Source organism: Microbacterium sp. BWR-S6Y, from assembly GCF_041379845.1.
Classification (GTDB): domain Bacteria; phylum Actinomycetota; class Actinomycetes; order Actinomycetales; family Microbacteriaceae; genus Microbacterium; species Microbacterium hydrothermale.
Genome location: NZ_JBFECV010000006.1, coordinates 67,774 through 82,089, shown reverse-complemented (window position 1 = coordinate 82,089; position 14,316 = coordinate 67,774). Strand labels below are relative to the sequence as shown.

At 68.8% G+C, this 14,316-nt stretch carries 8 protein-coding genes; 4 read left to right on the top strand and 4 right to left on the bottom strand.

Translation table 11 applies throughout. The features are described 5' to 3' along the window. Positions 1–4,521: 4,521 nt before the first annotated feature. The 3 genes from AB1K56_RS13410 to AB1K56_RS13400 all read left to right on the top strand — a co-directional run bounded on the left by AB1K56_RS13410 (position 4,522) and on the right by AB1K56_RS13400 (position 6,842). On the top strand, positions 4,522–5,448 hold the full coding sequence (locus AB1K56_RS13410; RefSeq protein ID WP_371206060.1) for a ParA family protein: 927 nt from the start codon (positions 4,522–4,524) through the stop codon (positions 5,446–5,448). Continuing rightward, positions 5,448–6,413: a ParB/RepB/Spo0J family partition protein gene (locus AB1K56_RS13405; RefSeq protein ID WP_371206059.1), complete on the top strand. Its 966-nt coding sequence runs from the start codon at positions 5,448–5,450 to the stop codon at positions 6,411–6,413. Before AB1K56_RS13410 ends, AB1K56_RS13405 begins: the two co-directional genes overlap by 1 nt. Positions 6,414–6,494: 81 nt before the next feature. Continuing rightward, positions 6,495–6,842: a tryptophan synthase subunit alpha gene (locus AB1K56_RS13400; RefSeq protein WP_136586384.1), complete on the top strand. Its 348-nt coding sequence runs from the start codon at positions 6,495–6,497 to the stop codon at positions 6,840–6,842. 520 nt (positions 6,843–7,362) lie between these two features. Here the strand turns inward: AB1K56_RS13400 and trxA are convergent. The 4 genes from trxA to AB1K56_RS13380 all read right to left on the bottom strand — a co-directional run bounded on the left by trxA (position 7,363) and on the right by AB1K56_RS13380 (position 12,608). After that, positions 7,363–7,686 (bottom strand): thioredoxin, encoded by a 324-nt coding sequence (trxA, locus tag AB1K56_RS13395; RefSeq protein WP_371206058.1) that lies wholly within the window; start codon positions 7,684–7,686, stop codon positions 7,363–7,365. A gap of 62 nt (positions 7,687–7,748) precedes the next feature. Then, positions 7,749–8,735, bottom strand: coding sequence for a thioredoxin-disulfide reductase (trxB, locus tag AB1K56_RS13390; RefSeq protein WP_136586385.1), 987 nt, complete (start codon positions 8,733–8,735; stop codon positions 7,749–7,751). A gap of 73 nt (positions 8,736–8,808) precedes the next feature. Then, the gene (murJ, locus tag AB1K56_RS13385; RefSeq protein ID WP_371206057.1) at positions 8,809–10,428 is read right to left on the bottom strand and encodes a murein biosynthesis integral membrane protein MurJ; all 1,620 of its coding nucleotides are present in this window, start codon (positions 10,426–10,428) and stop codon (positions 8,809–8,811) included. Continuing rightward, positions 10,425–12,608, bottom strand: a complete 2,184-nt coding sequence (locus AB1K56_RS13380) for a DUF6049 family protein (protein WP_371206056.1) — start codon at positions 12,606–12,608, stop codon at positions 10,425–10,427. The genes murJ and AB1K56_RS13380 overlap by 4 nt, the downstream gene beginning before the upstream one ends. Positions 12,609–12,745: 137 nt before the next feature. On the opposite strand from AB1K56_RS13380, the gene AB1K56_RS13375 reads away from it, so the two are divergent. Beyond that, complete coding sequence (locus AB1K56_RS13375; protein WP_371206055.1) at positions 12,746–14,263, top strand: methyltransferase; 1,518 nt, start codon at positions 12,746–12,748, stop codon at positions 14,261–14,263. Positions 14,264–14,316 lie beyond the last annotated feature (53 nt).

The window sequence follows — 14,316 nt, the reverse complement described above, 5'->3', positions numbered from 1 at the left end:
TGGCGTGTGGCTTCGCGATGCATGGGGTGGGATGCGGCGGCATTGCTCGCCTGCGCTACTCGTTCTCGCGGGTGCAGAGTGTGCGAGGGTTCCCGTCCTTGCGTGGGATGCGGAGGCCGCCGGTGGGCTACAGCGATTAACGTTCCGGTTGGGTCGCGTGCTTTGTGCTCCGGGCCTGCGCAGGGACGTGGCCCTCGCCTCTTCGTCTGGTGTGACAGTGAAGCGCCCGACGTCGCGGTGGTCGGTCGGGGGCTGGATCGCTGAAGCGGAGCACCCGCGCTGAGTACGTGCGCCTCTCGCGCCACGGGATGGCATGGAGATGTGTCGTCAGCCGTCGCGGCTACCTCATTGCTCTTCACGAGAATACTGCGGGTCCGATTCTTGGGCTTCGGGTCGGCGGTTGTGGGTCGCGTGCCGGCACTCGTCGGGCCTTGCGGCTCTATGCGTGCGTCGCGAATCTCAGCTCGCGGCTCGGGTTTCACGTCGTGCCCCGTCGGTCGTGGTTCGTTGCGTGCTGTGGGACTCTCGACGCGTGCGCCGCGCGGCACGCGTTCGGGCCAGGCAGGTGAACTGTGCGCTGAGCTCGCTGAGCTGGGCGCCGCGTTGCCCGTGGTGTCCGCGACGGGTCAGTGATGGAGTCCGGGGTGCTGAGCACCCGGAGCACTGGGTTTCTCGACCTCGCGGTCTTCTATCGGGGTGAGCTGTTTCTGTGCGCCGTGGAGTCCCGATCCGGCTGTTGTTTCCTGGGGCGTGTGCAGGAGCGTGAGGCCGACGAGTCATGAATGGAGGTTCGCCTTCTCGTGAAGGCGCAGCGAGAGCTCACGGCTGCCTGAGCATGGTTGAAAGTTGGCGCCCACGTATCCGTCGTGAGGCGCCGACGGTGTTTCACGTGAAACCAAAATGCCCCACGCGGCCCCTGACGCTCCAGAGTGCGACAGGGTGGCGACGTGCGTTGCTGCCTGCGTGGGTGCGGTTGCGACGGCTGACGAGCTAACACGAAGGGGTGTCGTGCGGGTGGGGATTCACCTACGCTGATCGGCGGGTCCGCTGCCCGCCGCCACACTCTCGCCTCGGATCCCGCCGGGTCTCGTCATGTGCCTTTGCGGCGGGGAGAGGACACTCCCGCCTCGTCGGCTTGTTTCAGTTTGGTGCACATTCATCTGCAAGGTCTTCTGTTCGAGTTGTGCGTGCGATGTCGCGTGCGTGCGCAAGGATCTGTGTGTCCCCGCACGCCGTCCCCTTGAAATCGAACTCACTTCGGAAAGTGATCGGTCCCCTGATGAATGTGCATGCTCGGTCGGAGCGCCACTACCGCGGCGCCGTGCGCGGTGGGTTGTCGAGGGCGCGGGGTGGCGTAGCGCCGGATACTCCCCCGTCGCATCTTCGGGCTCCCTCTCGTCCCCCGGCTGCTGTTGACGGTGATCACCTTGAGAAGTAGTTACGGGTCAGGCAGCTCGCTCGGGGTCACCGCGGCGTGGTCCGCACGCACCCAGACGGGCGCAGGATCGCCATGGGGCGCGGGGTATCCCGCGCGTTGTCGCCGGTGGCGGACGGCTCACGCGCTCGTCGCCGTTTCCGTGGCTATGAAGGTGACCCATGATTGTGTTGATGGCCCCAGGGTTCAAGATCTGCAGGGTCGCTGTTGACGGTGTTGAGGGCTAGCCCGCCCCTGCTGGTATGGATGGTCCTCGGGCGGGAGCGGCTTCGGTCCGCCCAGACTCGCCGCTCTACCCCGGTGGTCGACCGCTGAGGAGCGTGTGTGCCGTGCTTGTGGAGGTCGCGCAGCAGCTCTTGCTTCTCCCGTGACACAACCGTCTATCCCGAGCCCATCACTCACTCCACCGCGGTTGCGTCGTTCCGGGTCGCCCCTTCGCGCCGCGTCGCGGAGGTGATTACCTCGTTGACGGAGGGAAGGTACAGCGCGTTCTGGGGCGCGAGGTCAGCGCCTGAAACATCGTTGAGGCTCGATCCTCGAGCCATTTGTTGAGTTCTTGAACTCGGCGTCCTCGGCCCGATCTATCAGGCCGGCTACCGGCGGCCTTCATGCGCTCGGTGTGGTCGTCGCTTCCGTGAGCATCGCCTGAGGATGGTTACTTGCGATCGTCGTCATGAGCCTCTCCCCGGACGCAGAGTGGCACTGTGCGCTTGTTTCACGTGAAACATCGCGGACGACTGAACCATCTGCGGCAGAGCTCGTCTTCACGAGGTCAATGGACCCGCGCCCTCCCGCCTGTCCTGCAGCAACGCGAGCCTGTCGAGCGTCTGTGGTGCGCCGGTTGTTGATCTCTGGCAGTCACGGGCCCTCGTCGTGCGTGCACCTCCTTGAGTTCCAGCGGCTGGTCGTCCGGTTGATTCCAAGTCAATGACGTGAGGACGGGAACTGGCGCACCCACGGGCAGCCCCGCTTCCTGTCATGAACTCGACGTCCTGTCCGGATCGCTCGTGTCCACGTCGCGTTTCACGTGAAACATCGTCTCCAGGCGTCGCTTGTGTGCAGAATTGTGGGCGGAATTGGTCCAGTATTCGTTCGGGCGCGCATTCCGGCTGGGGAGTCGGCCTTTGGCGACTGCTCTTGACCAAGCCTGCCGTTGAGGACGTCCGTCGCAAGCCCCAGAGCGGCCGCACTTCGGCGTCAACGAAGTGTTCCCGATGATGAGCAGCTCCGGCGCCTTCGTGCTCCCCCGCAGCCAACGCATGACGGAGCCGTCTGCTGGCTTGGCGAGCCGGGAAGATTGCGCCGTTGCGATTGCCGGGCCACGACCGACTGTTCGGTCGCCGAAGGGGATGGGCGTGTAAACCCCCCTGCCTACACGCGCGATTTGCCCAGAATGCTTGAGTCGGTACTGCCGTCCCCTCGGATGGGACGTCTGAGTGAGTGAATGCGGGGCCCGGGCGAGTTCGAAGGGGCAGGTGGATGCCGCGGTGAGAAGCACGGGCCACCCTAGGGGTTTCGGGCGCATCAGGCGCAGATGAAGCGCACGCGCTCTAGGGGTGCTGCGGCAACACACGCGCTGGCGCTGAAGGGCTTGGCACGTCCGTGACTCAAGGACGTCGTATCGAAGTTTCCGGACGGTGCGTCTGGGTGAGCAACGCGTGCCGGGATCGATTGCCGTGAGGGTGGGTGACGAGAGTGCAGTGGAACGGTCCCGTCCGCCATCTCGCCTGCCGGTGGGCGTCGCCCGCTGTTACGAACACGTGTGTGTGAGAACCGCTCGCGCGACGAGGGCGACCGCCTGCGCCTCCGACGGTGGGCGCTCGCTCGCCTCACCGCTGCTTCCGTGTGACGCCTCACGTCCTTCGATCATCAGGCGCGCCGCACGTCTCGCGGCATCCTCAGGTCACAGTCGACCAGGGCAAGAGTGGTGGCTGCGACGGGGAGAAGGCAGGAGGTCGCGGCTGGACTGCGGCGGGGACCCGAGGTGGCACTGCGCGCGATACGCCCCCTGGGACGCCGCACTCCCTCGTCAACGCGTCCTCTCAGTGTCGGCGGAGCCACCCTTGCGTCTCGGTCGGCCGAGGGTTCGCGAAGACATGCACGGGATCATCGGATCTCGCGATTCTGAGTCGGTGCATGGACTGCCGGTCAGCGATGTCGCCGGGAGTCATCCGCTCTTGCCAGCTCTATGGGATTCAGGTCTGTAACCGGCCGCCGCAGGAGCTTCCCGAGAACCTGCGTGGGCCGCGCTCGCATCGTGCAGAAGCAATAGGCATCAGCCGATCTTGGATCACGTCGCCCCGGGGCCACCCTATGGGGGGTCGAACCTCCACATCCGCGTGTGGAGCATCTCCCCGACTGCACGAAGAGCGCCCCGTGGGAAGTGGTCGGTCTTTTCGAAATCAATCACGAAGTAGTGTCGCAACCACGAGCGCACAGTATCGGGCGTGGGAGAGCTCCTCTCAGCCGATTCCCGCCAGCGTCCGGTCCGCGTCCATTCCTCCGTTTTGAGACCGGTGGCGTCGAAGTGAACGGGCACTTCTGCTGGGAACAGGGTTCTAGAACCTCCTCCAGGGGTGACCGAAGCTACTCGCTTCTCTGCATGTTCACTGCGTCTGTTTCACGTGAAACATCACGCGCGCGACACTCGCCCCTGAGAGAGGGCAGCGGGACGAGGATGCCGGCGGTCGATGCACTTGACTCGGCCATGGTGACGTTTGCGGGCGCGCGGGGGACCCCGCGCGTCGAGCATGCTTTCGCAAGGAGTCCATTCCGACGGCGTCGCACGACGGGGCGGATCGCGCCCTCCTTGTCGAACGGGCCGGACGCTGCGTCATTTCTCCAATACCGTCTACGCGGCGTGGACGCGGTGATGTACGACGGGGCTCCTCACTTCAACCTTCCCCGTCACGCACACAGCGACCGTGAGTTCAGGAGGTGCTCGTGAAAGCGTGGTGTCGAGCACTGTGGGGGTGACCGACGCGTTTTCGGCGAGTGAGTGCACGTGAGAGACGGGTGGCATTCGTCGCGGACAACATGGATGTCGGAGGGCGCGGGTAGACTGAGCGAGTTCGCGACGGAGAGGTGTGTTTCACGTGAAACAGTCCGATGAGGCGTCCACGTCGTTCTCTCTTGACGACTCCCCCATCGCCCGCGAGATCGCTGATCTCTCCGCTCGGCGTCGAGCACTGGAGGCCGCGTCCGTCGAACTGTCGGGCCGCACCCGCATCTTCACGGTCTCGAATCAGAAGGGCGGCGTCGGAAAGACGACGACGGCTGTTAACATCGCTGCCGCCCTCGTGTCCGTCGGCGCGCGTGTGCTGGTGATCGACCTCGATCCCCAGGGCAATGCCTCGACGGCGCTGGGAGTCGCCCACAACGCGGAAACGCCCAGCATCTACGACGTCCTCATCGACGAGTTCCCGCTCGCCGACATCGTGCAAACCAGCCCGGAGTCCCCGAACCTGCTGTGCGCCCCGAGTACGATCCACCTCGCGGGCGCGGAGATCGAACTGGTCTCTCAGGTCGCTCGCGAGCACCGTCTGCGCGGCGCTCTTCGCGACTATCTTGGGATCGAGGACAACCACCTCGACTTCGTCATCATCGACTGCCCGCCGTCGCTGGGGCTTCTCACCATCAATGCGTTCACGGCCGCTGACGAGGTCATGATCCCCATCCAGTGCGAGTACTACGCGCTCGAAGGCCTGAGTCAGCTGTTGGGGAGTGTGCAGATGATCCAGAAGCATCTGAATCCCACGCTGCACGTGTCCACCATCCTGCTCACGATGTACGACGGTCGTACACGCCTTGCTCAGCAGGTCGCGGAGGAAGTCCGATCTCACTTCACGAGCGAGGTGCTCGACACCGTCATCCCCCGCTCGGTCCGCGTCTCCGAAGCACCGAGCTTCGGACAGACCGTCATCGCGTACGATGGCCAGTCAGCGGGCGCCATCGCCTACCGCGAAGCCGCGGTCGAGATCGTCTCGCGAGACACCACGAAGAAGGGTTCCTGATGGCCAAGAGGACCGGACTGGGCCGCGGCATCGGCGCCCTCATCCCCACGGCGGAGCCCTCGGAGGCTCGCCCCGTCGACGTGTTCTTCCCCGAGGGGAACGCCGCACCGAAGACCGACTCCCCCGTCGCCGGTGACACCACCGACGATTCCCTCGTCCGCGTTCCCGGCGCGCGCCTCGTGCACATCGATCCCAAGTCGATCGTTCCGAACCCTCGCCAGCCGCGCACGCACTTCGATCCGGACGACCTTGCGGAGCTCATCCATTCCGTGCGTGAGTTCGGGGTGCTGCAGCCGGTCGTGGTGCGCGACAAGGGCGACGGAACGTACGAGCTGATCATGGGCGAGCGGCGCACGCGCGCATCGCGTGAGGCCGGCCTCGAGACCATCCCCGCCGTCGTCCGGGAGACGGAGGACGAGTACCTTCTGCGGGACGCCCTGCTCGAGAACCTGCACCGTTCGCAGCTGAACCCCCTCGAAGAGGCATCCGCGTACCAGCAGCTGCTCGAGGACTTCGGAATCACCCAGGAAGAGCTCGCGACGCGAATCGGTCGTTCGCGGCCTCAGATCAGCAACACCATCCGGCTACTCAAGCTGCCGGTCCCCGTGCAGCAGCGTGTTGCGGCCGGTGTGCTGAGTGCCGGTCACGCCCGCGCCATCCTCTCGCTCGACGACGCGAAAGAGATGCAGAAGCTCGCCGACAAGATCGTGAACGAGGACCTCTCCGTTCGTGCGGCCGAAGCGGCAGCGAAGATGCCCGGTGTCGCCCCCGTTCGGCAGAAGCCCACCGCGGGCTCTCGTCGGTCCGGTCTCGATGACGTCGCGGAGCGTCTGGGCGACCGTCTCGACACGAAGGTCCGGGTTTCGTTGAACGCCAAAAAAGGCCAGATCAGCATTGATTTTGCCAGTATTCAGGACCTGAATCGCATTCTCGCCGCGCTCGGTGAAGACGGTTACACGGGCTGAGGTCGACGGTCTCCTCGTCGTCACGCGGGGAGCGAACGCCCCCGCGCGCCCGGTGTCGGTGGTGCGACGTACGCTGGAATGGTGACTGCGAATGAAGACCACCCGCGCCGTCGCGCCAGCCTCGAGCTCCTGCGCGCCGAGGCCTCCGATGAGCTGGCCGTGCTGATCCACGAGCGACTCCGCGGCGGTGAAGACCCGTGGGACTTCATGGAAGACCTCCCCAGCGTCGACGAGCTCGTCGTCCTCACTCTTCGTGCCGAGAACATCACGGAGAACGGGGGCGTCCGACCGACGAAGGCGCGAAACTACCGCGTCCTCCGGCAGATCGCCCTCGACTACCCGGCCCTCACGCGCGCTGTGTGGCGCATTCTGGGCGAAGACGAGCCGCACCGGCGCTGGGATGCGAGCGTCCGTCTCGACGCGTCCTGAGCGCCCCACACGGCGTCTGAGGCGGTGGAGGCTTCCACGTGTCCTCTGTTCGCACCCCACGACGCGCGAACGTCGTCGTGTGGCCGCTGCCGCGGGAGCTCGGTCCCTCGCAGAGCCTCGGCGCCTCGCGATCGGTCCGTCGCTCGAGAGCTGTCTCGCGCGCCTGGCCGACGAGTCAGCCGCAGCGCCCGACCCGCGAGTGAGCCGCAGCTCCCCGGCGCCCGGCACACCGCGGCCCCCGGCGCCCGGCGCACCGCAGAGCCGAAGCGCCCGCCTCCCGCTCCCCGCACCTCACCCGCGCCGGCTGCCGACTCCCCGGGACGCGCGGCGCCGTGGAGGTGCCGACGTCCGGCCCACCGGACACCTCCCGTGCGGCGGAACCCGCGCCTCAGCACACGCGCCTCGACGCGGTGTCGGCGGACGGACGCGGCATCCTGGGCCTTCCGGGAGAGAGCCGGCGCCCCGGAAACGGCGAAAGCCCCGGCACGACGGTGCCGGGGCTTTCGAGGACGGAGAGGACTCAGCCGATGAACGGAGCGAGGTCCTGCTCGAGCGCGTACTTGGGCTTCGCGCCGATGATGGTCGTCTTGACCTCACCGTCCTGGAAGACCTTCATCGCGGGGATCGAGGTGATCTGGTACTTCATCGCCAGATCGGGGTTCTCGTCGACGTTGAGCTTGAGGATCGTGATCTTGCCCGAGTTCTCGTTCTGGATCTCGTCGAGGACGGGGGCGACCATGCGACACGGTCCACACCACTCGGCCCAGAAGTCCACGAGAACGGGTCCGTCGGCCTGCAGGACGTCCTGCTCGAACGTCGCGGAGGTCGTCGCCTTGGCGGTCATGTGATTTCTCCTTAGATAAGAGCGTCAGTAGATGAAAACGCCGGTGACGGCGGATTTGTTCCTCAGACCACAGCCGCGTCGGGAAGCCCCTCGATGGGGCTCTCGGCGACGGCGGGCTCGCCGGCCTCACCGCGCGCGGCGAGGAAGTGCTCCACGTCGAGGGCGGCGACGGTTCCGCTCCCGGCCGCGGTGATCGCCTGCCGGTAGGTGGGGTCGATCACGTCGCCGGCCGCGAAGACGCCCTCGACCGAGGTACGAGACGAACGTCCGTCGACCCAGATGGTGCCCTGGTCGGTCAGCTGGAGCTTGTCGTGCACGAGGTGCGTGCGGGGGTCGTTGCCGATCGCGACGAACAGACCGTCGAGCGGGAGCTCGCGCAGGGTGTCGTCGACCGTCGACCGCAGACGGACACCGTTCACGGCATCCTCTCCGAGGATCTCGTCGACGGCGCTGTTCCAGATGAACTCGATCTTGGGGTTCGCGAACGCGCGCTCCTGCATGATCTTCGACGCACGCAGCGTGTCTTTGCGGTGGATGATGTAGACCTTCGACGCGAACTTCGTGAGGAAGTTCGCCTCTTCCATGGCCGAGTCGCCACCGCCGACGACCGCGATCGTGCGGTCGCGGAAGAAGAAGCCGTCGCAGGTGGCGCACCACGAGACACCGCGCCCGGACAGGCGGTCTTCACCCTCGAGGCCGAGCTTGCGGTAGGCCGAGCCGGTCGCGTAGATGACCGAGACGGCCTCCTCGACCTTGCCGCTGCCGAGGGTGACCTTCTTGACGGGGCCGTCGAGCTCGAGCGACACGACGTCGTCGTAGAGCACCTGCGCACCGAAGCGCTCGGCCTGCGCCTGCATCTTCGCCATGAGGTCGGGGCCCTGGATGCCGTCGGGGAAGCCGGGGAAGTTCTCGACCTCGGTGGTGTTCATGAGGTCGCCGCCGGCCTCGACGGAGCTCGCGACGACGAGGGGCTCGAGGTTGGCTCGGGCCGCGTAGATGGCAGCCGTGTAGCCGGCCGGGCCGGACCCGATGATGATGACGTGACGCACGGTAGCGCGTTCCCTTCGTTGATTCCGCCGGATGAAACCCATGCTAGCCCTGGGGTATTCCGGGGGCGGGGGGCTAGCGCTTGGGGAGGAACCGTCGGCCGAGCGCGATCGCGGGAGCGAGCTCGGGCGTGCGGAACAGAGCCAGGATGCCGATGTAGACGGCGAGGACGACGGCGCCGATGAGCCCGGCACCGAGCGCCCCGGTCAGGCGGTCCGCCGAGAGCCAGCCCTCCGGACCGCCGCAGAGCAGCACGACGGCCCACCCGGCCGCCCCGGCCGGGATGCCGACGAGCACGAAGCGGACCAGCGGGAGGAGCCACGAGCGGATGCCGATGCCGCCCAGCCGACGGTTCAGGATGGCCGTCGCGATCACGACCTGCACGATGCTCGAGATCGACTGTCCCAGCGCGACGGCGGCGGCGAGCTGCGTGACGGGAAGGAGCCCCGCCCCCAGTGCCCCGGCGGCGGCGAGGGCGGTGAGCACGACGAGGACGCCCTGTACGAGCGTGAAGAAGAACGGCGTGCGGGTGTCGTTGTAGGCGTAGAACGTGCGCTGGATGACGAACAGCACCGCGAGGGGCAGGAGGCACGCGAGGAAGCACAGCAGCACTGGCGCGGCAGCGACCGCCTCGGACGCGTCGTTCGTGAAGATGCGGGACGCCGGAACGGCCGCGGCGACCAGAGCCGCGGTGGCGGCGACGATGAACAGGCCCAGGACGCGGATGCTGCGGATGATGTCATCGCGCACCCGATCGTCTCGGCCGGCCGTCGCGTGCTCGCTCAACTGCGTGAAGTACGGGGTACCGATCGAGAGCACGATCAGCGAATACGGGAGCATGAAGACGAGCCAGGCGTTCTGCGAGGCGAGGACGGCGGGGCCGTTCCCGGTCGCTTCGAAGAGCACGCGGCTCTGCACGATGCCCGCCAGCTGGCCGACGATGACCATGAGGAAGGTCCATCCGGCGAGGCGGCCGATGTGACGCAGTCCCACGCCCCTCCACTGGAAGTCGGGACGGACCCGCAATCCGGCTCGGCGCCAGAAGACGAGCAGGACGACCGTCTGCAGCACGATCCCGCCCGTGGCGACTCCGCCGAGCAGCGCGATCATGCCGGGGGTCCACTGCGCGACCGCGGTGTTGGGCCCGCCGAAGATGAGCAGGAAGACGCCGAAGCCGACGAGGGAGACGACGTTGTTGACGATCGGCGCCCAGGTGTAGGGCCCGAAGACCTTCCGCGCGTTGAGGATCTCGCCGAGCAGGGCGTACAGACCGTAGAAGAAGATCTGCGGAAGGCACCAGTACGCGAACGCGGTGGCGAGGGCGATCTGATCGGGTGCGGTCGTCGCGGGCGTGTAGAGCGACACGATCCAGGGTGCGGCGATCATCGCCACGGCCGTGGTGACCAGCAGGATGACCGTGCCGAGCGTGAAGAGCTTGGAGATGAAGGCGCGGCCCCCGTCCGCGTGCGTCGCGGCCTTGACGATCTGCGGGACGATGACGGCCGTCAGCACGCCGGTCGAGATGAGGGCGTAGATGTTGTTGGGCAGCGAGTTGGCGAGGCCGAACGCGTCGCCCGCGTAGCTCTGCACCGACCCGACGATCGCCACCAGGACCACCTGTCGCAGCAGACCGCTGACGCGCGACACGATCGTGCCGGCCCCGATGAGCACACTCGCCCGTCCGATACTGCTCACGGGCGCGTCTCCTGCTCGAGGTCGATGTGTTCGTCATTTTCGGGATCGGCTGCGCCGCGCCCGTCGGCATCCGGATCCTTGTTCCCCACGCCGTCCAGCGGGGGCTCGGCGTCGTCGGGCGGGGCCGCGGCGGCCCGACGTCGTCGCGCGACGGTGCGCACGACGCCGAGGCTGAGGAACGCGACGACCAGGACGATGATGACGATCAGTCCGATGCTCTCCCACTCGGCGCGCACCTCGACGTCGACCGCCTGCGGCTGTCCGATCGGCTCTCCCGTGGGGCTGAAAAGCTGCAGGTCGACGCTCACCTCGCCGTTGGCGATGCGGGCCTCGACGGGGACCTCGACGCGCGTGTTCGCGGAGGCCTGGGCGTCGACGGTCGTGCGGGGCTGCACGCGCAGACGCGCATCGTCGGGGCGCACCGAGAGCACCACCGTGACCGGCCAGGGCAGGTCGTTGCGCACCCAGGGCCGGAGTGGAGCGCTCGAGCTCACGAGCCGGAAGTCGGATGACAGGATGCCGACCGAGTCGAGCGTCGTGCGCGTCGCGTCGCGGTGGTCCGACACGGCCTGGCGGGCGGCATCCCCCGTCCACGAGATGTTGGTGACCTGCAGCACCTCGGCGCGCTCACGACCGGTGAGCAACTCGGGCTGGTCGAGGATGGTCGCGAACCGGTCGATGACCTGCTCGTCGTCGAGCAGCGCGCCGACATCGCCGACGCGCGCGTCGTCGACGACGGGATCGGTGAGGGTGATCTCGGATGCCGGCGACGAGGCGATGGCGGCCAGACGCGAGCCCGCGAATCCCGGGGCGGTGGCGATGAGACCCAGCGTGGCCCGCAGGCTCACGCGCGAGCGGTCGGTGCCGCGGTCGAGCACAGCCAGCACGGGCTGTGCTCCGGTCGTCGCGCGGGCGAGCGCGAGGTAGCCCTGTGCGGCCGCGAGGGAGGCGCCGCGGAAGGTGGCGTCGTTCTGCCCGGCCGCATCGGCGAGGGCGCGTGACACCTCGGCGTCGTAGACGGGCGTCGACACTCCCCCGACGGAGGCGGCGGCCTGTCGTGCTCCCCCGGCCACGCTCGTGGAGGGCACGAGAACGTGCGCGGGATCGTCGGCGCTGCCCAGGGCGCCGAGGGCGGCGACGGTGTCGGAGCCCGCCGATCCCGTCGCGGGCCAGTACACGTTCGGCGTCGAGGTGCCGATGTCGAGGAGCGCCGCGGTGGAGGGGTAGGTCGGCTGCCCCGGGGTGCTCGCGGGTGAGGGGTCGGGGGTCGACGCGGCCGAGACGGCCGGCGCCGGCTGCGTGAAGTCGGCGGCGCTCATGTAGGTCTGCAACGACGTGGGGGCCAGCGGGTCGGACAGACCCGCCCGCAGCTGCGATGCGATGTCGGAGTCGCCGAACTGCAGGGCGAAACGATCGTTCGGGAGTCCCAGCAGGCGCTGCAGCCACGCCACCGCGGTCGGCGGTGCCGCGGAACCGAGTACCCGGATGGCGGCGGGGATCGCGGGATCCACCGCCAGGGTCGCTCCCGTGCCGTCGACCGCGTCGAGCTGGGCCGACAGCGCGCCGTCGACGGCCGTGAGCTCCGCGAGTTCGTTCGCCGTGAGCAGGCCCCGGGTCATCGGCGCCGCGGTGATGGGGACCACGAGGGCGATCGGGGTCTGCGCCCCCGTATCTGCGGGCACGACGATGACGCTCGTCGCCGAAAGACCCGCCGCGGTCGCGGTCACCTGCACCGGGTAGACCCCCGCCGCGAGGCCGGCCAGCGAGGCGTCGGTCGCCGGCACGGAGAGCGTCGTCGTGGTCTGGGACCCGGAGGACGCGGCATCCACCGTCCCCGTCGCCACCTGCTGCACATTCACCCCGGTCGTATCTCCGCTCAGCCACCGCTGGAGGGCCGCGTCGTCGGTGAGCGCACCGCGTCCGAGCGAGAGTGCGACGGGCGTCGAGGTCGTGCCCGTCGACCCCGCCGAGAGCGTCGCGACGACCGAGAGCGAATCGCCGGAGCGCAGGATGCCGTTGGCCGCCGGAGCCGCGGCCAGGGTCGCGGGGGAGGCGGATGCCGAGGGCGACGGGGTGGCCTCCGCGGCGGCGGCCGCCGTTGCGGGCGCGGCGATCCCGAGGGCCAGTGCGAGCGTCGCGAGGGTCGCCAGCAGTCGGCGCGTGCGAGGGCGCCGCGGCACGGGTGAGCCCGAAGGCGGGGAAGTCACGGTCATACGAGCGTCGGTGGAACGAGGGGGCGGGTCCTCGTACCGCGACGAGTCTAGGCCGCGTGCCTTCACGCCCGCCGAAAGCCTCGCGCAGACGGTTGAATGGACCGGTGCTCCCCGAACCCGACGCCCAGCTCTGTCACGCCCTCGCCTCCGACCTGCGTGCGGCGGGCTACGCCAGCGCCGCGCTGCGGGACGCCTGGGGCGCTCAGGCCGACGATGCGGTCGCTCGCGGTCTGCGCGGGCCGGCGGAGCTCGCTCTCGCCGGCCGCGACGACGCCCTCGCGGTGCTCGGTCGCCTGTGGGGACTGGGTCTGACCGTGTCGCGTGCCGAGGCGGACGCGGCGCTGCCCGCGCTCGGCGTCGACGGCGCTGCCGCGTTGGGCCTCGTCGCCCTCGACGCAGACACGGGGAGGGTGCGTCCCGCCGTGCTGGTGCGCCCGCAGGCCTTCGGCGACGAGGAGGGCGAGGTGGAGTGGTGGATCGCCAGCGATCTCGACGAGGCCGCGCTGGGCGGGCCGCTGCCCGAGGACCACGTCCTCGGCGTGGGAGGGGCCTCGCAGACCCTCGCCCGGCTGCAGCTGACCCGTCGCGGGGGCACGGCGCTCGACCTGGGCACCGGATGCGGCATCCAGGCCCTGCGTCTGCGGCGTCTGGTCGACCGCGTCGTCGCGACGGACATCTCCGAGCGCGCCCTGCGCTTCACCCGCCTCAACGCCCTGCTCAACGACGTCGACGGGATCGAGACGCGCCTCGGTTCGCTGTTCGAACCGGTGGGTGACGAGACGTTCGACCGGGTGGCATCCAATCCCCCGTTCGTCATCACCCCGCGCGTCGAGGGGGTGCCGGCCTACGAGTACCGCGACGGCGGGATGGAGGGAGATGCGCTCGTCGCCACGGTGATCCGCGAGGTCGGCGCGCACCTCGCTCCGGGCGGGATCGCCCAGTCGCTCGGCAACTGGGAGTACCACGATGGCGAGTCGGGGCTCGATCGCGTCCGCGGATGGGTCGGCGACGGACTCGACGCCTGGGTGATCGAGCGCGAGGTGCTCGATCCGCTGGCGTACGCGGAACTCTGGGTCCGCGACGGGGGGACCGTTCCGGGGACGCCGGCCTACGCCCGCCTCATCGAGGCGTGGCTCGACGATTTCGCGCGCCGCGGGGTGACCGGGGTGGGATTCGGGTACGTGCTCGTGCGGAAGCCCCTCGCCGGCAGCCCCACTCTCACGCGCTACGAGCGCGTTGCGGGAGGGGGCGAGGCGGGCTTCGGTCCGCACCTCGCGGACTGCTTGGCCGCGCACGACCGCGCAGCGCTCCTGGACGACGACGACCTCGCCGACAGCGTGCTGCGCGTCGCACCCGATGTGACCGAGGCCCGCCACCATCGCCCCGGAGAGGGCGACCCCTCGGTGATCGAGCTGCGTCAGGGCGGCGGCTTCGCCCGCACGATGGAGGTCGACCCGGCCCTCGCCGCTCTCGTCGGGGCCTGCGACGGCGACCTGCCGGTCGGCACGCTCGTGGACGCGATCGCGCAGCTCATGGAGGTCGACGCCGCGCACCTGCGCGCCGACGTGCTCCCCCGCGTGCGCGAACTGCTGGTGACCGGGTTCCTCTCGTTCGAGGACTGAGCCCCGCCGGTCGTCCACGTCCGCCGGACGCCGTCGGCGCCCCCGGTTAGGCT